Origin of the sequence: Neorhizobium tunisiense (assembly GCF_039631515.1) — a bacterium.
Lineage (GTDB): Bacteria > Pseudomonadota > Alphaproteobacteria > Rhizobiales > Rhizobiaceae > Neorhizobium.
The window spans coordinates 1,254,882-1,276,023 of the sequence record NZ_JBDIUU010000001.1; the positions used below are offsets into that span (position 1 = coordinate 1,254,882).

A 21,142-nucleotide genomic window follows, 5' to 3' on the forward strand; every position below is an offset into this window, starting at 1 on the left:
ATGAACAAGTCGGTGTTTCGGTTCCTGTCGCGACAGCCGGACACACCAGAGCTTTATGGCGAAAACCATCTGCTCCGGCTTCCCCGTTATTCCGACTACAAGCAGTGGCAGCGGCTGCGCTCGGAAAGCCGCCCTTTCCTGCAGCCCTGGGAGCCGATCTGGCGGCCGGACGAGCTGACCGAAGGGGCGTTCCGCCTGCGCGTCGTCAGAAGCGGCCAGGAATATGCCTCGGGCCTTGCCGTGCCGCTGCTCCTCTTCCGCCGCGACGACCAGGTGCTGCTCGGGGGCCTCACCATCGGCTATATCCGGCGGGGTGCGGCGCAGAGCTGCATGATCGGCTACTGGATGGGCGAGAAACATTCCGGTCAGGGCCATATGTTGGCCGCATTGAAGGTGGCTATCCCGTATATCTACGGCGGACTTCAGTTGCACCGGATCGAGGCAGCCTGTATTCCGGAGAACTGGAAAAGTGTCCGGCTTCTGGAAAAAGCCGGCTTCGAGCAGGAAGGTCTTTTGCGCAAATATCTCAAAATCAATGGCGAATGGCGCGACCACCTGATGTTTTCCCGGTTGCCGGAAGACGGCGAGTTCGGGAAGATGCTGAAACCATGAGAACCCCTGCCCTGCCTCTTGCGTCGCTGATCCGCTTTTTCCCGGCGATCATCGCTCTCCTTGCTGCCGCCATGGTCCTGACGGCGGCGCCCGGTGCGCGCGCCGCGGAGCCGGTCAAGATCTCGCGAGACGACACGGCGCTCGACCTCACGAGAACCACCGATATCTACGCCAACCAGGGCGAGGCTTTTCAGGTCTCGACCGCTGCCGGCGCGGACGGCATCCGCCGCCGCATTGAGGTGCGCGCCAGCTCCCCCGGCCACCAGGGCGACTGGGCGGTGTTCGCACTTTCCAACGTTTCGGAAGAACAGCTCGAGCGGGTGATCGTCGCCCCGCATTTCCGGCTCGCCAATTCGAAAATGTTCTGGCCGGACCTCGGCTCGCAGCGCATCATCTCGATCACGCCCTCGGAAGGCTTTGCGCTTGACCGGATACCGAGCCCGGATGCCGATGTTTTCCGGATCACGCTGAACCCCGGCTCGACCATCACCTTCGTCGCGGAACTCGCGACGCCGTCGCTGCCGCAGATCTATCTCTGGCAGCCGGATGCCTACAAGGACACGGTCAACTCGTTCACGCTCTATCGCGGTATCGTGCTCGGCATTGCCGGTCTCCTGGCGGTGTTCCTGACCATTCTTTTCGTCGTCAAGGGCACTTCGATGCTGCCGGCGGCGGCCGCCCTTGCCTGGGCGGTGCTTGCCTATATCTGCGTCGACTTCGGGTTCCTCGACAAGCTGATCACCGTCACGTCCGGCGACCAGCGCATCTGGCGGGCGGCGGCGGAAGTGGCGCTCGCTTCGTCGCTGGTCATCTTCCTATTCACCTATCTCAACCTCAATCGCTGGCATGTGCATCTCGGTTACGCGACGCTGGCCTGGGTGGTCGGCCTGGTGCTGCTCGGCGGCGTGGCGATCTATGATCCGTCGGTCGCGGCAGGCATTGCCCGCATCTCGTTTGCGCTGACCGGCTCGGTCGGCATCCTGTTGATCATCTATCTCGGCTTCAACCGCTACGACCGCGCGATCCTGCTGGTGCCGACCTGGGCGCTGATCCTGGTCTGGCTGTTCGCCGGCTGGCTGACGGTGACCGGCAAGCTCGACAACGACATCATCCAGCCGGCGCTTGGCGGCGGCCTGGTTCTGATCGTGCTTCTGATCGGCTTCACGGTGATGCAGCACGCCTTTGCCGGCGGCGCTTACCAGCAGGGCCTGTTCTCCGACCTCGAACGGCAATCGCTGGCGCTGACCGGCAGCGGCGACACCGTCTGGGACTGGGACGTGGCCCGCGACCGCGTCGTCACCACGCCCGACATCTCGACCCGCCTCGGGCTCGATCCCGGTGCCATGCACGGACCGGTGCGCAACTGGGTGCCGCGGCTGCACCCCGACGATCGCGACCGCTTTCGCGCGACACTGGACGTGCTGCTCGAACACCGCCGCGGCCGCCTGAACCACGAATTCCGCATCCGCGCCGAGGACGGGCATTTCCACTGGCTGCAGATCCGTGCCCGGCCGGTGCTCGGCTCGAACGGCGAAATCATCCGATGCGTCGGCACGATCATCGACGTGACCGAACAGAAGAATTCCGTCGAACGCCTGCTGCAGGACGCGCTGCACGACAACCTGACCGGCCTGCCGAACCGCCAGGTCTTCCTAGACCGGCTGCAATCGGTGCTGACGCTGGCGCCGGGCGGCGACACCGTGCGGCCGACCGTCATGGCGATCGACATCGACCGCTACAAGCAGGTCAACGACTCGCTCGGCATTGCGGCCGGCGACAACATCCTGATCGCGCTGACCCGCCGCCTGCGCCGGCTCCTGAAGCCGCAGGACACGCTGGCGCGGCTGGCCGGCGACCAGTTCGGACTGATCCTCGTCTCGGAGCGCGATCCGGCCAAGGTGGCGGATTTTGCCGATGCGGTCTCCAAGGCGATCATGGTGCCGATCAACTTCGCCAACCGCGAAATCATCCTGACCGCCTCGATCGGCCTCTCCTCATGGGTCGACCAGCAGGAAAGCGCGACCGGCATGCTGGCCGACGCTGAACTTGCCATGTACCGGGCAAAACGCTCAGGCGGCAACCGCGTCGAACCCTTCCGCCCCGCCTTCCGGGCCGCCGGCGCCGACAAGCTGCAGATCGAGACCGACCTTCGCCGCGCGATCGAGCGCAAGGAACTGTTTCTCGCCTACCAGCCGATCATCAGCCTGAAGGATGGCGAGATAGCCGGCTTCGAGGCGCTGATGCGCTGGGATCATCCCAAGCGCGGCAGCATACCGCCCTCGGAATTCATCCCGATCGCCGAGATGTCGGACCTGATCGGCCCGCTCGGCCTGTTCGCCATCGACCGTGCCGCCTCCGACCTGATGGTCTGGCAGCAACAAACCGGCGACCTGCCGGTGTTCGTGTCGGTCAACCTGTCGAGCGCGCAGCTTCTCAACGCCGATCTCTACAACGACGTGCGCGCCCTGCTGCAGAAGACCCAGGTCAATCCAGGCCAGCTGAAGCTCGAGCTCACCGAGTCACTGATGATGGAGAACCCGGAACAGGCGCGGCTGGTGCTCGCCAAGCTCAAGGAGACAGGCCTCAGCCTGGCTCTCGACGATTTCGGCACCGGTTATTCGTCGCTCGCCTACCTTACGCAGTTCCCGTTCGACACGATCAAGCTCGACAAGGCGCTGGTCCGCAACGCGACGGAAAAGCGGGCAGTCCTGCTGCGTTCGGTGATCGCCATGGCCCGCGCGCTGGAAATGACCGTGGTGGCGGAGGGCGTCGAGACCGACGAGGATGCGGCGGAACTCGCCAAGATGGGCTGCCATTTCGGCCAGAGCTATCTGTTCGGCCCGCCGGCCCCGGCAGACGCGGTGCTGCGGCTTCTGAAGGAACGTTTTCCGCTGACCAAGCGGGCTTAGATTTTCTCAGGCGGCCTTGCCCGCTCTCGGACGCTCGCGAGCGAAGGGGCTGAGGCCCAGCCATTGCTGCATCGAACTTGCCATTTCCGGATCGCCGTCGAGCTCCAGCCTTCCCTGCGCCATTTCAGTCCGCACGGTCGCGATACCCATCCAGATCGCCGTCATCGTTCGCAGCGAACAGGTCACGTAGAGGTCGATCTCGAAACCGGGGTCGGTCGAGCAGACATCGACCTCACGGCCATCGACGACCAACCAGTATCGTTGCTGCGCCGGCGGCCGGTCGGGATATAAAAACAGGACGGTGCAGCGCCGGGAGGGCATCGGGGTCGGATCGAGATGGCGGCGCATGTCCCACATCAGCAGCGACGGATCGAGTTTCTGAAGCGAATGCTGGGTCTCGACCCAATGCTGACCCCAGAAGCCGAGGGTCATCACCACCTCGCGCAGATCCTCGCCGGCCGGCGTCAGGTGATATTCCATTACCCCATCGGCCGCCTTGCGGTTTTCGACGATGCCGGCCTGGACCAGTTCCTTCAGCCGTTTCGAAAGCAGGGTCGGCGACATGCGCGGCACGCCGCGCCGGAGGTCGTTGAAACGGCAGCTGCCACACAGAAGCTCGCGCAGGACGAGCGGTGTCCAACGGGTGCAGAATATCTCCGCCGCCATCGCCACCGGGCAGAACTGCCCGTAGCTCGCGGTCACTTCCAACATCGCCAGTCTCCTCGGCATGCCCCGGGGCAGAGTAATCCCGTTCCGGAAACCGACCAAGTCCACTTTATGGACTATTGATTTGATATGGGAGCGGTTCCGGAACGCCGGAAATGAAGGACATCATCCAGCCCGGCGCCCGCACGATCGACAACGATGCATAGCCATCAGGGCATGACAAATCCAACACGATCATTCCGAGCCAAGGGATACGGCCCTTTGATGTCATTTCTACTTGACTCATTCATAGCTCTCCAGCTATGTAAAAATCCATAGCCAACGAGGTATGCATTCAGTGTCGAACGCTCACGACGTGCTCTTCAAAACGCTCGCCGACCCGACGCGCCGGGCCATCTTCGAGCGGCTGTGCCGCGAAGGCGAGAAGACGGTCGGGGCGTTGACGGCGCAGGCCGGGGTTTCGCAACCGGTCGTCTCGAAACATCTCGGCGTGCTGAAACAGGCGGGACTGGTGCGCGACCGCCACCAAGGCCGCCAGACGCATTACAGCGCCCAGCTCGGCGCGCTCGCCCCGCTGGTCGACTGGACGAGCCAGATGGCCGGGTTCTGGCAAAACCGCTTCGACCGCCTCGAAGACCTGCTCAAAAGGATGGACCAATGAACGAGACTGTGACCGAAACACGCACCGTCGTCGTCGAACGCGAAATTCCCCACCCGGCGGAAAAGGTCTGGCGGGCGCTCACGCAGCAGCACCTGATCGAGGAATGGCTGATGAAGAACGATTTCCAGCCGGTCGTGGGCCACCGTTTCAAGCTCCGCGGCGAGTGGGGCGGCGTCCTGGACTGCGAAGTGCTGGCCGTGGAGCTTCACAGAAAGCTCTCCTACACCTGGGATCACGCGCATGACGATGCGGCCTACAATCTGAAAAGCGTGGTGACCCTGACGCTCACCCCCACCAGCACAGGAACCAGCCTGCGCATGGAGCAGTCGGGTTTCCGGCCGGAGCAGACGCTCGCCTACAACGGCGCCCGCCACGGCTGGCAGGGGTTCTTCGGTGCGCTGGAGACGGTTTTGGCGGGCCTGGACTGAGGCCTCGCGAGAGGCCGGACTTTTTAGAGAGCGGTTGTGCCGTTCGTTTTCGGGGAGATATTATCGTTGAGCTGGAACACGTTAACTCGGCAGGTCCACCGCTGGCTGTCGATCGTCTTTACGGTGATGGTCATTGCGAACTTCGTCGCCATGAGCATCGGCGAGCCGCCCTTGTGGGTCGTCTACTCTCCCCTCATCCCCCTGTTCCTGCTATTGTTCAGCGGTCTTTATCTGTTCGCGTTGCCATACGTTCGTCGCAGCGGGCAACGCACCAGCGGATAGGAGTGAACTGAATGGCTGAAAAGACGTCCGGGAAATCCGGGTCTGCCAAGCCGATACCCGCCAGCCGCGTCGCTGCGGAGCCGGCTCTCCTTTCGGGCGGCAACCCGCAGATCGCCAAGGGTTACGGCGACGCACCCGTGCAGGCCTATATCGCGGCCATGCCGGGCTGGAAAAGCGATGTCGGGCGGCGCCTCGACGCACTCGTCACCAAAACCGTCCCCAACGTCTACAAGGCGGTCAAATGGAATTCGCCGCTCTACGGCATCGAGGGCGATGGCTGGTTTCTCGGCGTCCATTGCTTCACGAACTACATCAAGCTGGCCTTCTTCCGCGGCACGTCGCTCAGTCCGGTCCCTCCCGGCACGTCCAAAACTCCGCAGACGCGCTACTTCCATATCCATGAGGGAGACGAACTCGACGAAACACAGCTCGCCGATTGGGTGAAGCAGGCCAGCCAATTGCCCGGCGAACGGATGTAGCTGCGGGCGAATGGCGATAGCATGAAGAAAGCGACAACCACCATGGAAAGCATTTCTACGAACAAGGAACCCTCTCCGGCGCAGTTGATCGATGCGAGGATCCGCGAACTCGGCGACTGGCGGGGCGAGACGCTTGCCCGCGTCCGGTTCCTGATCAAGCAGGCCGATCCCGACGTGGTCGAGGAATGGAAATGGCGAGGGGTACCGGTCTGGGAGCACGCCGGGATCATCTGCACCGGCGAAACCTATAAGGCCACCGTGAAACTGACCTTTGCCAAGGGGGCCTCGCTGGACGACCCTTCCGGCCTCTTCAACTCCAGCCTCGACGGAAATACCAGGCGCGCCATCGATTTTCACGAGGGCGACAAGATCGACGAAGAGGCACTGAAGGCACTCATTCGTGCGGCCGTGGCGCTGAATACCGCTCGCTCGAAGAAGAAGCCGAAAAGCGCCTGAAAAGCATCGCGAAACGGCGGAGATCGATCCGCCTTCCAATGCCATGATCAAGCGGCTCGAGTTGTCGGGCTTGCCCCGACCATCCGCTGCGCCGGGTAGCGGCGGTCGATATCCGGCAGGGTCTAGTCCATTTCCTGTACTTGCGGCTGCTCGCCGAGCGGCCAACACTCCGCCCATTCTCGACAAATGGGAGGAGAAAGACATGACAGCAGCAACCGAACTCAAACCCGCCCACACGGTCCATTCGAATGCGATCGGCATTGCCAGATCGCTCGGGCCGGTGTTTGCCGCACGCGCCGCCGACGCCGATAATGGCGATGCCTTCGTCGCAGACAACTATCGCGACCTGCGCCATTCCGGCCTGATCGAGGCCGGCGTTCCCGCCGATCTTGGCGGCGGCGGTGCCGAGGTCCGCGAACTCTGCGACATGATCCGGGAGCTCGCGCATCATTGCGGCTCGACGGCGCTCGCCTTTTCGATGCACACGCATCAGGTGGCGATCCCGGCCTGGCGCTGGACCCGTCAGAAGGCGGCGCCGGTGATGCCGCTTCTCAAACGCGTGGCGGCTGAGCGGGTCATCCTGCTGTCGAGCGGCGGCTCGGACTGGATCGAAGGGTCCGGCAAGGCCGAAAAGGTCGATGGCGGTTACCGGATCACCGCACGCAAGATCTTCACCTCCGGCTCGCCGATCGGCGACATCCTGATGACCGGCGCGGTGTTCGATGAACCGGACGGGCCGAAGGTCCTGCATTTCGGCGTGCCGATGAACTCCCCGCATGTCAAGGTTCTCGACACCTGGAAGGTGATGGGGATGCGCGGCACAGGCTCGAACGACGTGATGATCGAGGGCCATGTGGTGCCGGAAGAGGCGGTGGCGCTGAAGCGCAACCAGGGTGAATGGCACATGCTTTTCCACATCATCTCGATGATCGCCTTCCCGCTGATCTACTCGGCCTATCTCGGCGTCGCCGAAAGCGCTCGCGACATCGCGGTCGAGATGGCGAAACGGAAGGCGCCGGATGCGCATGTGATCGAGCTTGCCGGGCGGATGGAAACCGAACTCAGGGCGGCGCAATACGCCCATGCCGGCATGATCGCGGCGGCCGAGCGCGGCGAACCTTCGCCGGCGACGACCAACGAGATCATGATCGGCCGCTCGCTGGTCGCCCGCCACGCGATCGCCGCGACGGAACTCGCCATGGAGACCGCAGGCGGCGCTGCCTTCTATCGGGACAAGGGCCTCGAACGCCGCTTCCGCGACATTCAGGGCGCCCGTTACCACCCCATGAGAACCGGAGGGCAGCAGGAATTTTCCGGCCGCATGGCCCTGGGTCTCGACACGCTCAGGACCTTTTGAGAAACAAAAAACTTGAGGTAGCGACGCACAAGGACCAGCATAGGCTGCATTTTGCCCAGAATGGGAGGCAAAGGGAGCGACTTCAACGCAAGGTGGCATCTTTAAAATATGAAAATGCATGTTTTTGAGTTGACGAAATCGTGATCTTGCCCCCTAATTCCCAGGGGTCTCTGAATGCGCCCCACAAACTACACCCCGCCTTTCGATCCACCGAAAGGCGGGTTTTCTTTTTGGGTCGGGAGTCTATCTCCCCTGGGCCTGAATCAGCCGGTGAATATATTCCAGCTTGACCATGACGGCCTGCGAGAGGACGAACGGATAGAGATCCGGCTGGCCCATCGAGCGGTGGATGCTGTTGAGCGCCATGCTGAACGGCACCCAGGCCGAAACGAGCTGTTCGGCATCACGCGCCGCATAGGGGTTAAAAGCCACTTCCGCCGCCATTTCCGCGTGGCCGCGCGGTTCGATCACCATGCCATAGGCACGGGCGGTCTCCAGCGTATCGACGATATGCAGGTAGTGGGCGAAGCACTCGGCGAAATCTTCCCACGGATGGGTGCTGGCATAGGTGCTGATGTAGAAATCCTGCCAGCCGGGCGGCGGGCCCTGCTCGTAATTTCTCTGTAGCGCCGTGCCGTAATCGATCGTCTCGTCACCGAAGATGGCGCGGAATTCCTCCAGCCTGCCGCCGTCCCGCACCAGCTTGTCCCAGATATAGTGACCTGTTTCATGGCGAAAATGCCCGAGCATGGTGCGGTAGGGCTCGTTCATCGAGACACGCACCTGCTCGCGGGTCGCATCGTCGGCTTCGGCGGCGCGGATCGCGATCAGGCCGTCCTCGTGGCCGGTCATGGCCGGTACGATGGTGCCGTCCGGCTGCACCTCGTCGATCAGGAAATCGAAAACGAGGCCGCCCTGCGGATCCTCGTCACGATTGGTGTGCGGCAGGTTCCAGCGCATCAGGGAGTAAAACAGATGCCGCTGCGCCTGGCTGATGCGCCGCCACTGGCTGAGGCCGACCTCGGTCGAGGCATCCGGAACCAGGCGGTTATGCCGGCAGGCAGGGCAGAACGGATGAGGGTCGTCTGCGCTGACCGTCCAGTTGCAGATGTCCATCGCGGCATTGGAGCAGTGACGCACCTTATAGTCTGGCCGGGCGACGAGATGCCATGTTCCTTCCCCTTCATCCTGCGCAAGCGCATGCATGGCCATATGCTCCGGGACGAATGCCAACCGGTGGCCGCAGTTCACGCAGGAGCGATTGTCGAAATGGATGGTCTGGCCGCAATGATCGCAGTCGTAGAGGCGCATGGAAAATCCGTCAGTTTCAAAAGGGCGGATACAGAAAACCTGCTCCGGCCGGAGCCGGAACAGGTTCGCATTCTAAGCTTGTAGAGCAACTGTTACATGCGGTTGACAACACCCTTCGCCGCATCCTTGAGCTTGCCCTTGGCCTGCTGAGCATGACCCTTGGCTTCCTGGCCCGCACCCTTTGCCTTGAGCTTCGGATTGTCGGTCATGTCGCCGGCCGCCTGCTTGACCTTGCCGGCCATTTCGTTGGCCTTGCCGGCCATCTTGTCACTGGTGCTGCCCATCATGCTTCTCCTCGGTGAGGACGCCCATCGTCCTGCTGGGAAAAGAACTCCGGGCTGGGGGCTTCGTTCCGGAAATCTTTTAAAACTGAACGATCAGGCGTGGCCGGCTTCGCTGGAGAGCATTTCCGGGCTGACGCCGAGGAGCGCCAGCGCGCGTTCGTATTTGCCTTCCAGCGCCCGGTCGAAGATCAGCGCTTCGCTGGCAGGGCAATTCAGCCAGCCGTTGTTGGCGATTTCCAGTTCCAGCTGGCCGGCGCCCCAGCCGGCATATCCGAGCAGCATCGTGGCACGCGCCGGTCCCCGCCCGTCGCAAATGGCGCGGATGATATCGAGCGTGGCGGTGAGAGAGATGTCGTCACTCACGGGGATGGAGGACTCGCTGACGAAATCGTCCGAATGCAGCACGAAACCGCGGCCGGTCTCCACCGGACCACCGGAAAGGATCGGCAGATCACGGGTCTGCACCGGCAGCATGATCGCATCGGCCTGATCCATGATCTTCAAGTGGAGGAGAACGTCGGTGAACGAAATCTGCTGCGCGCGGTTGATGATGAAACCCATCGCGCCAGCCGCCGAATGGGCACAGATATAAACGACGGCACGGGTGAAATTGCTGTCCTGCATGCCCGGCATGGCTATCAGGAACTGTCCGTCCAGGAAGCCCCGTTCGCTCTTGTCCCCGAGGGTCGAGAAAGACATGATGCCTCCAGCCTGCCTTCCGGCCCGGCCAACGGGCTGGAGAGCGTCAATTGCAATTCTATCAAGATGGGGCAGTCCGCCCGATCAATCAACCGAAAATGATCGGCGCGCGAGGGCTCGTGACTGGTTCGGGCAAAGCCAATCGGTTAAATGCTTGGTCGATGAAGAGAATTTCGCCGAGCAACATCCCGTCTCGCGCGCCCATGGCGCTCGCCGCCTGCATCACTGCAGGCGCAGTCCTGGGCATTGCCTCGATGAGCTGCGCCGAGACCACGCCCTGGGCGACAAACGAGGGCGGCCGGATGCGGGTGGTGGCGATGCCGCCCGAGCCCGACGGCATGGTGCGCGGCGCGCTGCAGATCGAACCGAAGGCCGGCTGGATCACCTATTGGAAGGAGCCGGGCGATGCGGGCATTCCGCCGCAGATGGTGTTTTCCAAGGCAAGCGGCGTGACGCTGAGCAGCATGAGTTATCCCGTGCCGAAGCGGATCGACAACGGCAAGCTGCGCGATATCGGCTATGACCATGCGGTCACCCTGCCCTTCGAGCTCAAGATGGAGGATCCCGGAAAGCCGCTGAACCTCGGCGCTTCCGCCTTCGTCGGCCTTTGCCGCAACATCTGCATTCCGTTCCAGGCGGAATTCTCGCTGCAGCTTGGAGCCACCAAGGGCACGCCCGTCGAGGAAGCAATGATCCTCAACGCCGCGGCCTCGAAGCTCCCGGAAGCGCCCTCGGACGATTTCGCCGTCACCTACTACGCGATGACGCAGGGGCGCGACAAGCTGGCCCTGAAGCTGAAACTGCCGGCAGAGGCCTCGGCACCGCCGCAGGTGATCGTCACCGGACCGCAGGGCCACGTGCTCTTCGACGGCGTCAACGGCCGGCGCGACGGCGACGCCTATGCGCTCGACATGCCGGTCGGCAAATTGCCGAAGAACTACGACATCAAGGGCAAGCGCTGGGGGATTCTGGTGATCGCCGGCAACCGGGCCATGGAAACCTCGCTCGCCTTCGACTGACGTCACGTCCTGTTGATCGGACCTGCCTCCGGCGGCGTGTTGCATTGCGGCCTTTCCCTTGTCTTGCGCTAAGTGCGCTCTATAGTGCGCCGCGAATGGCGGGCCGGAACCAGGCGCTCGCCCAACCGAGGAGAGCCCCATGACGATTGCCATCGGCGACAAACTTCCCCCAGCCAAGTTCAAGGAAAAGACCGCGGACGGTCCGGTGGAGATCACCACCGAACAGCTGTTCGACGGCAAGAAGGTCGTACTTTTCGCCGTGCCGGGCGCCTTTACGCCCACCTGCACGCTGAACCACCTGCCGGGCTATCTCGAAAACCGCGACGCGATCCTCTCCAAGGGAGTAGACGACATCGCCGTTCTCGCCGTCAACGACTGGCACGTGATGGGCGCCTGGGCGACCCAGACTGGTGGCCTCGGCAAGATCCACTTCCTGGCCGACTGGGACGGAGCCTTCACCAAGGCGCTCGGGCTCGACGCCGACCTTTCCGCCGGTGGCCTTGGTGTGCGCTCGAAGCGCTATTCGATGCTGGTCGAAAACGGCGTCGTGAAGTCCCTCAACGTCGAGGAAAGCCCCGGCCAGGCCACAGTCTCCGGCGCCGCCGCGATGCTGGAACAGCTTTGAGCCATCGCTCATTCCGTTTGAAAAGGGCGCCGGGTGGCGCCCTTTTTGTTACCTAGCGTTGCCACGCTTTAATAGCTTCCTCGACTTTGGGATGAATGTGTGCGCGTATTACTTTAAGGCGTGGGGGCCCATCATGAAATCGAAGGTCATAATGTTGCTGCTTGCGGCACTGCCATTGTTGCCGGGTTGTGTTGCGTCGTCAGGCGAGAGTATTCCTGGACCAAGCGGCAAAGCGATGCGCGAGGCGAAATGTAACGGATCGCCTCAGGGCTGCCTCAAAACAGCGGCTGTGGCTTGCAAAGGGCCATATCAAGTACTCGACAGCTCAAGCAATGCTGGCGGACTGATCGCCGATATCATACCCGGACCCATTACTTGGTATCGCATGAGCTACGAGTGCGGCCCATCAGATGGAAGGATGCCCGCTTTCCCCTTCAGGGGACAAAGCTATGCGCCGCCCCCCATCGTAATGTCGGCTCCGAGATCACCAACAACCACGAATTGCTATAGGTATGGCAACAACGTGACCTGCAGCAGCTACTAAATCTCGCCAACGACGACGTCCGCGACTCCTACGACTGGGTTTTGTGAACCATCGCCTTTCGGAGACGAAACAGCCCGCCTTCTTTTCGCCGCATTTGTTATAACATAACAGTAATGTTATTACATAAATGGCAGCTTCCATGAAACGACTTTCTCTCTCCTCCAGCCTGGTCGGCAGTTCGGCTCTTGGCCGCCTCGCTTACGTCGCGCTGTTCCTCGGCCTTCTCTGGCTGGCGATCGGCTGGGCGGCGATGCTGCCGTGAACGCCCTCCTCACGCTCGACAATCTCACGGTGACCTACGACCGTCATCCCGCCGTCCATCACGTATCGGGCTTCTTCCGGGCTGGCAGCCTGACCGCGATTGCCGGGCCGAACGGCGCCGGCAAATCGACGCTGATGAAGGCGATCATGGGCGAATTGCGGCCGGCGGAAGGGCGGATGCAGCATCAACTGGTCCGCAGCGATTTCGGGTATCTGCCGCAGGCGGCGGATATCAACAGGCGTTTTCCGATCTCGGTCCTCGATACGGTACTGCTCGGCGCATGGCGGCATACCGGAGCCTTCGGGGCGAACGGACCGAAGGAACGCGCCCATGCGACCGAGACGCTCGCCGCTGTCGGCCTCGGCGGGTTCGAACGGCGGCCGATCGGCTCGCTTTCGGCCGGGCAGTTCCAGCGGGTGCTGTTTGCGCGCCTCCTGCTTCAGGATGCGAAGGTCATCCTGCTCGACGAGCCCTTCACCGCGATCGACGCGCGCACCACGCAGGACCTGCTCGACATCGTGGCGCACTGGCATGGCGAGGGCCGCACCGTGATCGCCGTGCTGCACGACCTCGAACAGGTGCGGGCGCATTTTCCCGAGACCCTGCTTCTGGCCCGCGAATGCATCGCCTGGGGGCCGACGGCGGAGGTGATGTCGGCCGGCAATCTGCTCAAGGCGCGGATGATGGCCGAGCGATGGGACGACGGTGCCGGAACCTGCGAGCCGCCGATCAGCGACGCGTCGAACAACGGGGTTGTCGCATGAGCGCCTACGATCTGCTGATCGCGCCGTTTGCCGATTACGGCTTCATGCGCCGGGCGCTGGTCGCCTGCCTGTGCCTGGCGCTCGGCTCCGGCCCGATCGGCGTCTTCCTGATGCTGCGGCGCATGAGCCTGATGGGCGATGCGATGAGCCATGCGGTGCTGCCGGGTGCGGCGATAGGCTATCTCGTCGCCGGCTCGCTGTCGCTGACCGCGATGGGGATCGGCGGGCTTGTGGCGGGTCTTTCGGTGGCTCTGCTTTCCGGTATCGTCAGCCGGGCCACCGTGCTTCAGGAGGATGCGAGCTTTGCAAGCTTCTACCTGACATCACTGGCCCTGGGCGTGCTGATCGTCTCGCTGCGCGGATCCAACATCGACCTGCTGCACGTGCTGTTCGGCACAATTCTCGCGATCGACGGCCCCGCGCTCGCCCTCATCGGCTCGATCACATCGGTGACGCTGGTCGCCCTTGCCCTCGTCTACCGGCCGCTGGTGGCGGAATGTTTCGACCCGGGTTTCCTGCGCACCGTCGGCGGCCGCGGGCCGGTTTACCACGCGCTGTTCCTACTGCTCGTGGTGCTGAACATGGTCGCAAGCTTCCAGGCGCTCGGCACGCTGATGGCGGTCGGGCTGATGATGCTGCCGGCGGCGGTAGCGCAGCTCTGGGGCCGCAGCCTGACCGCGATGATAACTCTTGCCGCCGTCACGGCCGCGATCTCCGGCTATGTCGGGCTGGTCGCCTCCTATCACCTCGAACTCGCCTCCGGCCCGACGATCATCATGACGGCGGCGGTGATCTACGGCTTTTCCATCCTCTTCGCACCGTCCGGCCTTATCCGGCGGCTCTTTCCCCGCCCGCATCTCGCGGGCTGACCTCAAGGAGACTTCCATGATATCCCGCAGACTGCTTCTCTCCGTCGCGCTTCCGGCGCTGATGGTCCTTTCCGCAGCCCCGGCCTTCGCGGACACGCTCAAGGTCGTCGCCTCCTTCACGGTGCTCGGCGATGTCGTCTCCCAGGTGGGCGGCAAACATGTGAAGGTGACGAACCTCGTCGGCCCGAACGGCGATCCCCATGAATTCGAGCCATCGCCGGTGGATGCCAAGAACCTCAAGGCGGCGCAGGTGGCCTTTGTCAGCGGCGAAGGCCTGGAAGGCTGGATGGACCGGCTGATCACCGCTTCGGGCTACAAGGGCAAGCCGGTCGTGGTCTCGCAGGGCGTTAACACCCGCACCATGGACGAGGACGGCAAGACGGTGACCGATCCGCATGTGTGGAACAGCCCCGTCAACGTGAAAATCTGGGTCGCCAACATCGAGAAGGCGCTGTCGGAGGCAGACCCTGCCGACGCGGGCGCCTTCAAGGCGAATGCCGAAGCCTATCTCCAGAAGCTCGATGCGATGAATGCCTACGCGCATTCCAAGTTCGACGCGGTGCCCGCCGACCGCCGCAAGGTGCTGACCAGCCACGACGCCTTCGGGTACTTCGGCCGCGAATACAATGTCAGCTTTTTGGCGCCGCTCGGCCTCTCGACCGAAACGGAAGCTTCCGCCGCCGACGTCGCCAAGCTGATCGAGCAGATCAAGGCGGAGGGCGTAAAAACCTATTTCCTCGAAAACTCGAACGATCCGCGGCTGGTGAAACAGATCGCCAAGGCGACGGCGGCGCAGCCGGGCGGCGAGCTTTATGTCGAATCGCTTTCGGATGCCAAGGGGCCGGCGCCGACCTATGAGAAGATGTTCCGCTACAATGTCGACCAGATCGCCGCGGCGATGGCGAAGTCGAGCTGATCCCGCAAGCGGAGGCTGCGGGTAAATGCCCGCGGCCTTTTCTCACACAGCCATATCGAAGACCAGAAGCCCGGAAAGGCCGCCGTCCGCAGAACCGATGATCCGGTCGCCAACAGCTATGTGGTCCGGATGGACGAGATAGGCGTCGCGCGCCTCGGGGCTCTCGAAGGTCACGATGAAACCATCGAGAAAACCGCCGTTCAGCCCTTCCGGCGAAACGTTCTGGCCAAATTTCACGTCGAGTATGCCGGGCGTGACATCCTTCAGCGCGGCGATCGCATCGTAGATCGACTGCTTGTCGGCCTGCTGGATGGCCGCCTTGAACCGAACGAATACGCAATGCAGGATCATGCGCTGACCTCCCCTGGTTGTTGGCGGCAGAATAGTGACTGATGCTGCGAGCGCAACAGCGGCTCAGGCGATTTCCAGAAGAAGCGCCCGGTGGTCGGAAACTTCCGGCTCGGCGACCACATCAAAACTCTCGACCTTCACCTTCGGTGTCACCAGCAGGTAGTCCGCATAACGGCCTTCCTTCGGGTACCAGGACGTGCGGGTATCGGTGAAGCCGCGGGTGGTGACGAGATCAATGAGGCCGAGCCTGCCAAGGATCGAGAAGGTCTCGCTGTCGGGCAGAAGGTTGAGGTCGCCGCAGACGACAAGCGGTTCGCCCGGCTGCCAGATCCTTTCGATCAGCGCGACGAGAGCATGCGCCTGGGCCCGCCGGGCCGGCGTATCGCCCTTGCCGGTAAGCTCCCGCAGCCCGTGCATCTGCACGATGGTCACCTCCGAGCCTGTCTCGTAGCGGTGGATGCGGACGGCGTGGGCGTTGCGCGAGCGCGGGTGCTCGCCCCAGCCGTCGGCCGAGAACTCTCCATGCACGAAACCGAGCTGCTGGCCGATGATCGGGAAAGAGCCGCGCACGAAAGTGGCGAGGCCAAATTCGGAGGCGACCTCCCGCTCGCCCTCGAACAGCGTGCCCCGGGCGACCGGCGCGTACATCGCCTCATGGCCGGGCAGAGCCGCCTTCACCTCCTCATAGAGGTTGGCCCGCTGCGGCAGTTCGAAGGCGCCGTCGCGGTAGGCCAGCCAGTCGGCGGCCGCATCCGGCGTGCGGGTGACTTCCTGCAGGCAGAGCACATCCGGGTCAGCCGCCTTGAGATACTGCATCAGCGGTTCATGGACGCGACCGCCCCAGGCGTTGAGGGAAATCAGGCGCAAGGTCATCGCTCAGCGCTCCGGCTACTTCTTCTTGAAAGGCGCCATGCCGAGGCGGGCGAGCTCGTCGGCGCGCTCGTTTTCCGGATGGCCGGCATGGCCCTTGACCCAGTGCAGCGTCACCTTGTGCTTGTTGCGCGCTTCCTCCAGCTGCTGCCAGAGTTCGGCATTCTTCACCGGCTTCTTGTCGGCGGTCTTCCAGCCGTTCTTCTTCCAGCCGAAAATCCACTTGGAAATGCCGTCCATCACATATTTGCTGTCGGTGTGAAGGTTGACCTCGCAGGGGGTTTTCAGCGCGTTCAGCGCGGTGATCGCCGCCATCAGCTCCATGCGGTTGTTGGTCGTCTCGGCCTCGCCGCCGAACATTTCCTTTTCCGTGTCGCCATAACGCAGGATGGCGCCCCAGCCGCCCGGGCCGGGATTGCCGGAACAGGCGCCGTCGGTGAAAATCTCTACCTGCTTCATGATGCGGACAGTCTTTCCCCGGCCAGCCCGTATTCGCTGGCCGATGTGATTTGGCGGTGGAAGCGCAGCTTGCGCAGATATTCGAGCGGATCCTTCTTGACGACCAGCGCGCCGGCCGGGGTCGTCAGCCAGTCGTAGAGCCGCGTCAGGAAAAATCGCAGCGCGGAACCGCGGGCGAGGATCGGCAGGGCCTCGATCTCGGCTCTCTCAAGCGGACGGACGCTCTGGTAGCCTTCGAGCAGCGCCTGGCCCTTGGTGAGATTGTAGGCGCCGTCCTTTTCGAAACACCAGGCATTCAGGCAGATCGACACGTCATAGGCGAGCAGGTCGTTGCAGGCGAAATAGAAGTCGATCAGGCCGGACAGCTCGTCGCCGAGGAAGAAGACATTGTCCTGGAAGAGATCCGCATGGATGACGCCGGCGGCCAGGTCCTTCGGCCAGTGGCGATCCAGGTGATCGAGTTCCGACGAGATCTCGTCCTGCAGGCCGGTTTCGACCTCGTCGGCACGGTCGGCGGACTTTTCCCAAAGCGACTTCCAGCCTTCGACGGACAACGAGTTCGGGCGCGTCAGCTCGAAATCCTGGCCGGAAAGATGCATCCGTGCGAGGGCCTTGCCGACCTCGCGGCAATGTTTCGCCTCCGGCTTCCTCAGCCACATGCCTTCGAGGAAGGAGATGAGGGCGGCGGGCCGGCCGGACAGGGTGCCGTAGAGATTTCCGTCGTTGCGCGGCAGGGGCAGCGGGCAGGACAGGCCGCTGGCTGCCAGATGCTGCATCAGGCCGAGGAAAAATGGAAGATCGCGCTCATCCGTCCGCTTTTCGTAAAGCGTCAGGATCAGCGGATCGCGGGTCGTGTGCAGCAGGAAGTTCGAATTCTCGACGCCCTCGGCAATCCCCTTGTAGGAGGTCAGCTCGCCGACCTCGTATTCCGTCAGGAACTGCTTGAGGTCGTCTTCGGTGATATCGGTGTAAACGGCCAAGATGCTTCCCGCTGTGATTCTGCCGCGCAGATAGGTGATGTGGCTTTCCTAGCGGCTCGCCAGGACCTTCGCTAGAGCTCGGGACGTTCGAAGCTGAAATCGAATCATCGGATCGATTTTTCCGGCTTCGCCGGACCGCTCCTCACCCATTCACCCAAGCCATGTCCTCGATGGTCAAAGGCACGCCGCGCAGCTCGCGGTTGACCAGGAAATTTTCGGTTTCTTCCGCCGTGATCGCCAGCTCGATCTCGGCATCGAAACGGTCCTTGAAGGCGGCGATGATCTCGTCGACGATGACTTCCGGGGCAGAGGCGCCGGCGGAAAGGCCGAGCGTGCCGATGCGGCCGATCTCGTCCCAGTTCAGTTCGGAGGCGCGCTGCACCAGGAGCGAACGCTTGGCCCCTGCCCTCAGCGCCACTTCGACCAGCCGCTTGGAATTCGAGGAATTCGGAGCGCCGACGACGATGAAGAGGTCGCAGCCGGGAGCCGCTTCCTTGACCGCTTCCTGGCGGTTGGTGGTGGCGTAGCAGATGCTGTCCGCAGCCGGCGCCGTGAGGTTGGGGAAACGCTCCTGCAGCTTGGCTATGACGCCTGCGGTATCGTCCACCGAGAGCGTCGTCTGGGTGACGTAGCCGAGGTTGTCCGGATCTTCAGGGACATAGGCTTCCGCGTCGGCGATCGTGTCGATGAGCGACACCGTGCCCGGCGGCAGCTGGCCCATCGTGCCGATCACTTCCGGGTGGCCGGCATGGCCGATCAGCACCACATGGCGGCCAAGGCGCTGGTGGCGCATGGCCTGCTTGTGGACTTTCGAGACCAGCGGGCAGGTCGCGTCGAGATAGAAGAGATTGCGGGCCTCCGCATCCTCGGGCACCGATTTCGGCACGCCGTGGGCGGAAAACACCACCGGCTGTTCGCGGTGTTCAGCCGGGATTTCGTCGAGTTCCTCGACGAAAATGGCGCCCTTGGCTTCCAGCCCTTCGACCACATAACGGTTGTGAACGATCTCGTGGCGGACATAGACCGGCGCGCCATAGGCCTTCAGCGCCAGCACGACAATCTGGATCGCCCTGTCGACGCCGGCGCAGAAACCGCGCGGACCGCAGAGGCGAATCTTGAGCGGGCTTTTTTCTAAAATCGATGATGCCATCAAATCAGGACGCCAGGACTGTCAGCACGAGAGCGAGAATGGCCGGGCCGCCCTGGATGAGCAGGATGCGCGGCTTGACCGACCACGCGCCATATATAGCGGCAATGGTGACCCACACAAGAAAGAAGAGCTTCAATTCGACGGCGAAGGAGGGATCGGGGGCAGGCCCACGTTGTCGAAGCGCGCGGGAAATCACGATTGCTGTCAACGCCTATCGAGCTTCGCCCGTCTCTATGAAATCACGGAAGGGCGTCGTAGCCCGGGCCGAAGCCGGTCAGCTCGATCGGGATGCCGACCCGGTCCTGATCGGCGGATTCGCGCAGGGCAAAGACGGCAGCCTTGCCGGCGCGCAAGATGCGCATCAGTTCCTCGTCGATCTCCACTTCCACATAACAGCCCTCTGAGAAGCAGCGGGTGAAATAGGCGCGGCCGATATTGTTGTTGTCGACATAGAGTTCCATGCCGTCTTTCAGGAGAACGCCGAGCGGCGCGAGAATGCGCAGGATGCGCGCCTTGCGGTCGGCGGTCTTGAGCACCACCACCGACAGGCCGACTTCCGGCCGGTCCTCGGCGATGACGTTCTGCATCAGCGCGCACTGGTCGGCGGAAGCGCCGGCCGGCCGGTCGCAGATGATCGACCATGCGCCGTGGTTCTCGCGCACGTTGCCCGGGGGCTGCGCCTGCTGCCCCGAAGGCTGCTGGGCCTGCGCGCCGTTCGTCGCCGGCCGGGGTGGCTGCGGTCCCGGCTTGGCGCCCTGGGTTGGCTGAGGGGCTGGCTGGGGGGCCGCGGGCCGCGGGCCGGGCTGCGGCTGCTGCGCCAACGCGGGAAGCGAAACGGCGGCTGCAAGCATCACGGCTAGACCGGCGCAGATCAGGGAGGGACGACCCATGGAAACCTCTGGAAGACGAATCAGTGCGGCTATTCTTGTCGTTCGCTGGACGAAATGAAAAGCCCTGACCTCTTTCCAGTGGAGTACGGCGAAAGTGGGACCCGCCAGGACGCGTGGCTCAGCCGTCACGTTTATCAACAAAACGCCGGATTTTGGCCGCCGTGCAGTCTATAATGACGCGGCCAGGGGTGTGGAAGGCCCTTGGAATATCAGCTCGGCCCGGCCGAAAAGGCGAACTATACGCCCTGATTATCGGGGGATTCCGGGCTTTTCCGGGAGGCGCAAAATGCCGCACGGGCTTTTCCCGCCAGATATTGCGGCGGCAGGCAAACTGTGATTGAAGCAGACCATATAGCTTGGATTCTGCGTTCGGTTTGATCGAGATCAGACGCATGGGGAGATTTTAGTGATGAACAGGGCTTTTGCAGTGATGACGGCGCTCATCTGTCTGCTCTTTGCTTCCGCGGGCTTTGCGGACCAGCCGCACCCGTGGCAGATTGATTTCCAGGCGGCCGCGACGCCGATCATGCACCAGATCCGCTGGTTCAACCACTATACGCTGTGGTTCATCGTGCCGACCACGCTGCTGGTTCTGGTTCTGCTGGTGGTCGTTGTCGTGAAGTTCCGTGCCAGTGCCAATCCGGTACCGTCGCGGACCAGCCATAACACGGCGATCGAGATCATCTGGACGCTCGGCCCGGTTCTCATCCTCTTCTTCCTCGCCATTCCCTCCTTCAATCTCCTGAATGCCCAGCTCGAAATTCCGGAATCGGACATGACGGTCAAGGCGACCGCCACCCAGTGGCAGTGGAACTATGAATATGAAGGCACGCCGGCCCCGGTGGCCTTCGACAGTTTCATGCTGAAGGACCAGGACCGCGCCGGCGCCGGCAAGACCGATACTGCCGTCTACCCGCGTCTTCTCGCCGTCGACAACGAAATGATCATCCCGGTCAACAAGACCGTACGTGTTCTGGTGACCGCTGCTCCGTCCGACGTCATCCACGCCTTCGCAATGCCGGCTTTCGGGGTCAAGATCGACGCCGTTCCGGGCCGCCTGAACGAAACCTGGTTCAAGGCCGAGAAGGAAGGTCTTTATTACGGCCAGTGCTCCGAACTGTGCGGCAAGGACCACGCGTACATGCCGATCGCCATCCGCGTCGTCTCGGAAGACAAGTACAAGACCTGGCTCGCCTCTGCTGCGACCGACCTGCCGGGCGCCTACAAGGCTCTCGTGGCTGCGGTCGACAAGCCTGCCGGCAATTTTGCCGTCGCGGCAAACGTATCCAAGTAATTCAG

At 62.8% G+C, this 21,142-nt stretch carries 26 protein-coding genes; 15 read left to right on the top strand and 11 right to left on the bottom strand.

Translation table 11 applies throughout. The features are described from left to right. Positions 1 to 612 (top strand): GNAT family N-acetyltransferase, encoded by a 612-nt coding sequence (locus ABCW43_RS06720; RefSeq protein WP_210010946.1) that lies wholly within the window; start codon positions 1 to 3, stop codon positions 610 to 612. 71 nt (positions 613 to 683) lie between these two features. Continuing rightward, positions 684 to 3,521 (top strand): EAL domain-containing protein, encoded by a 2,838-nt coding sequence (locus ABCW43_RS06725; RefSeq protein WP_345923388.1) that lies wholly within the window; start codon positions 684 to 686, stop codon positions 3,519 to 3,521. 6 nt (positions 3,522 to 3,527) lie between these two features. On the opposite strand, the gene ABCW43_RS06730 is transcribed toward ABCW43_RS06725, so the two are convergent. After that, complete coding sequence (locus ABCW43_RS06730; protein WP_345922666.1) at positions 3,528 to 4,232, bottom strand: winged helix-turn-helix transcriptional regulator; 705 nt, start codon at positions 4,230 to 4,232, stop codon at positions 3,528 to 3,530. Between the two features lie 292 nt (positions 4,233 to 4,524). On the opposite strand from ABCW43_RS06730, the gene ABCW43_RS06735 reads away from it, so the two are divergent. The 6 genes from ABCW43_RS06735 (at position 4,525) to ABCW43_RS06760 (ending at position 7,850) form a co-directional block, all read left to right on the top strand. Further along, complete coding sequence (locus ABCW43_RS06735; RefSeq protein ID WP_345922667.1) at positions 4,525 to 4,848, top strand: ArsR/SmtB family transcription factor; 324 nt, start codon at positions 4,525 to 4,527, stop codon at positions 4,846 to 4,848. Further along, positions 4,845 to 5,276, top strand: coding sequence for an SRPBCC family protein (locus ABCW43_RS06740; RefSeq protein WP_345922668.1), 432 nt, complete (start codon positions 4,845 to 4,847; stop codon positions 5,274 to 5,276). The genes ABCW43_RS06735 and ABCW43_RS06740 overlap by 4 nt, the downstream gene beginning before the upstream one ends. A 66-nt stretch (positions 5,277 to 5,342) precedes the next feature. Beyond that, entirely contained in the window at positions 5,343 to 5,558 is a 216-nt protein-coding gene (locus ABCW43_RS06745; protein WP_345923434.1) for a hypothetical protein, read from the top strand. 11 nt (positions 5,559 to 5,569) lie between these two features. Beyond that, positions 5,570 to 6,037, top strand: a complete 468-nt coding sequence (locus ABCW43_RS06750; protein ID WP_345922669.1) for a DUF1801 domain-containing protein — start codon at positions 5,570 to 5,572, stop codon at positions 6,035 to 6,037. 21 nt (positions 6,038 to 6,058) lie between these two features. Next, a complete protein-coding gene (locus ABCW43_RS06755) occupies positions 6,059 to 6,493 on the top strand; it encodes a DUF1801 domain-containing protein (RefSeq protein ID WP_345922670.1) in 435 nt (144 codons plus the stop codon). Between the two features lie 202 nt (positions 6,494 to 6,695). Next, positions 6,696 to 7,850 carry an acyl-CoA dehydrogenase family protein gene (locus ABCW43_RS06760; protein WP_345922671.1) on the top strand — a complete coding sequence of 385 codons (1,155 nt, stop codon included), beginning with the start codon at positions 6,696 to 6,698 and terminating at the stop codon, positions 7,848 to 7,850. Positions 7,851 to 8,093: 243 nt separating this feature from the next. Here the strand turns inward: ABCW43_RS06760 and ABCW43_RS06765 are convergent, their stop codons facing one another. From ABCW43_RS06765 to ABCW43_RS06775, 3 genes are all read right to left on the bottom strand, one after another. After that, positions 8,094 to 9,161 carry a zinc-binding metallopeptidase family protein gene (locus ABCW43_RS06765; protein WP_345922672.1) on the bottom strand — a complete coding sequence of 356 codons (1,068 nt, stop codon included), beginning with the start codon at positions 9,159 to 9,161 and terminating at the stop codon, positions 8,094 to 8,096. A 92-nt stretch (positions 9,162 to 9,253) separates the two neighbouring features. Then, positions 9,254 to 9,445: a CsbD family protein gene (locus ABCW43_RS06770; RefSeq protein ID WP_345923390.1), complete on the bottom strand. Its 192-nt coding sequence runs from the start codon at positions 9,443 to 9,445 to the stop codon at positions 9,254 to 9,256. 93 nt (positions 9,446 to 9,538) lie between these two features. After that, positions 9,539 to 10,144, bottom strand: a complete 606-nt coding sequence (locus tag ABCW43_RS06775) for a YqgE/AlgH family protein (protein WP_345922673.1) — start codon at positions 10,142 to 10,144, stop codon at positions 9,539 to 9,541. A 161-nt stretch (positions 10,145 to 10,305) separates the two neighbouring features. Between ABCW43_RS06775 and ABCW43_RS06780 the strand changes: the two genes are divergently transcribed. The 6 genes from ABCW43_RS06780 (at position 10,306) to ABCW43_RS06805 (ending at position 15,143) form a co-directional block, all read left to right on the top strand. Next, a complete protein-coding gene (locus ABCW43_RS06780) occupies positions 10,306 to 11,163 on the top strand; it encodes a protein-disulfide reductase DsbD domain-containing protein (RefSeq protein WP_345922674.1) in 858 nt (285 codons plus the stop codon). Positions 11,164 to 11,302: 139 nt separating this feature from the next. Beyond that, complete coding sequence (locus ABCW43_RS06785; RefSeq protein WP_345922675.1) at positions 11,303 to 11,788, top strand: peroxiredoxin; 486 nt, start codon at positions 11,303 to 11,305, stop codon at positions 11,786 to 11,788. Positions 11,789 to 12,471: 683 nt separating this feature from the next. Then, positions 12,472 to 12,594, top strand: a complete 123-nt coding sequence (locus tag ABCW43_RS06790) for a hypothetical protein (RefSeq protein WP_345922676.1) — start codon at positions 12,472 to 12,474, stop codon at positions 12,592 to 12,594. Continuing rightward, positions 12,591 to 13,358, top strand: coding sequence for a metal ABC transporter ATP-binding protein (locus tag ABCW43_RS06795; RefSeq protein ID WP_345922677.1), 768 nt, complete (start codon positions 12,591 to 12,593; stop codon positions 13,356 to 13,358). Before ABCW43_RS06790 ends, ABCW43_RS06795 begins: the two co-directional genes overlap by 4 nt. After that, on the top strand, positions 13,355 to 14,227 hold the full coding sequence (locus ABCW43_RS06800; RefSeq protein ID WP_345922678.1) for a metal ABC transporter permease: 873 nt from the start codon (positions 13,355 to 13,357) through the stop codon (positions 14,225 to 14,227). The genes ABCW43_RS06795 and ABCW43_RS06800 overlap by 4 nt, the downstream gene beginning before the upstream one ends. A 16-nt stretch (positions 14,228 to 14,243) precedes the next feature. Further along, positions 14,244 to 15,143 (top strand): metal ABC transporter substrate-binding protein, encoded by a 900-nt coding sequence (locus ABCW43_RS06805; RefSeq protein ID WP_345922679.1) that lies wholly within the window; start codon positions 14,244 to 14,246, stop codon positions 15,141 to 15,143. Between the two features lie 42 nt (positions 15,144 to 15,185). Here the strand turns inward: ABCW43_RS06805 and ABCW43_RS06810 are convergent, their stop codons facing one another. From ABCW43_RS06810 to ABCW43_RS06840, 7 genes are all read right to left on the bottom strand, one after another. After that, positions 15,186 to 15,494: a Dabb family protein gene (locus ABCW43_RS06810; RefSeq protein ID WP_345922680.1), complete on the bottom strand. Its 309-nt coding sequence runs from the start codon at positions 15,492 to 15,494 to the stop codon at positions 15,186 to 15,188. A 63-nt stretch (positions 15,495 to 15,557) separates the two neighbouring features. After that, a complete protein-coding gene (locus tag ABCW43_RS06815) occupies positions 15,558 to 16,367 on the bottom strand; it encodes an endonuclease/exonuclease/phosphatase family protein (RefSeq protein WP_345922681.1) in 810 nt (269 codons plus the stop codon). Positions 16,368 to 16,382: 15 nt separating this feature from the next. Next, on the bottom strand, positions 16,383 to 16,823 hold the full coding sequence (gene rnhA, locus ABCW43_RS06820) for a ribonuclease HI (protein ID WP_046641544.1): 441 nt from the start codon (positions 16,821 to 16,823) through the stop codon (positions 16,383 to 16,385). Next, positions 16,820 to 17,803 carry a homoserine kinase gene (locus tag ABCW43_RS06825; protein WP_345922682.1) on the bottom strand — a complete coding sequence of 328 codons (984 nt, stop codon included), beginning with the start codon at positions 17,801 to 17,803 and terminating at the stop codon, positions 16,820 to 16,822. Before ABCW43_RS06825 ends, rnhA begins: the two co-directional genes overlap by 4 nt. A gap of 142 nt (positions 17,804 to 17,945) precedes the next feature. Next, the gene (ispH, locus tag ABCW43_RS06830; protein WP_345922683.1) at positions 17,946 to 18,953 is read right to left on the bottom strand and encodes a 4-hydroxy-3-methylbut-2-enyl diphosphate reductase; all 1,008 of its coding nucleotides are present in this window, start codon (positions 18,951 to 18,953) and stop codon (positions 17,946 to 17,948) included. 4 nt (positions 18,954 to 18,957) lie between these two features. Further along, positions 18,958 to 19,161, bottom strand: a complete 204-nt coding sequence (locus ABCW43_RS06835) for a DUF1304 family protein (protein WP_345922684.1) — start codon at positions 19,159 to 19,161, stop codon at positions 18,958 to 18,960. 31 nt (positions 19,162 to 19,192) lie between these two features. Beyond that, positions 19,193 to 19,843: an invasion associated locus B family protein gene (locus tag ABCW43_RS06840; protein WP_345922685.1), complete on the bottom strand. Its 651-nt coding sequence runs from the start codon at positions 19,841 to 19,843 to the stop codon at positions 19,193 to 19,195. 409 nt (positions 19,844 to 20,252) lie between these two features. Between ABCW43_RS06840 and coxB the strand changes: the two genes are divergently transcribed. Beyond that, complete coding sequence (coxB, locus tag ABCW43_RS06845) at positions 20,253 to 21,137, top strand: cytochrome c oxidase subunit II (protein ID WP_345922686.1); 885 nt, start codon at positions 20,253 to 20,255, stop codon at positions 21,135 to 21,137. Positions 21,138 to 21,142: the final 5 nt, after the last annotated feature.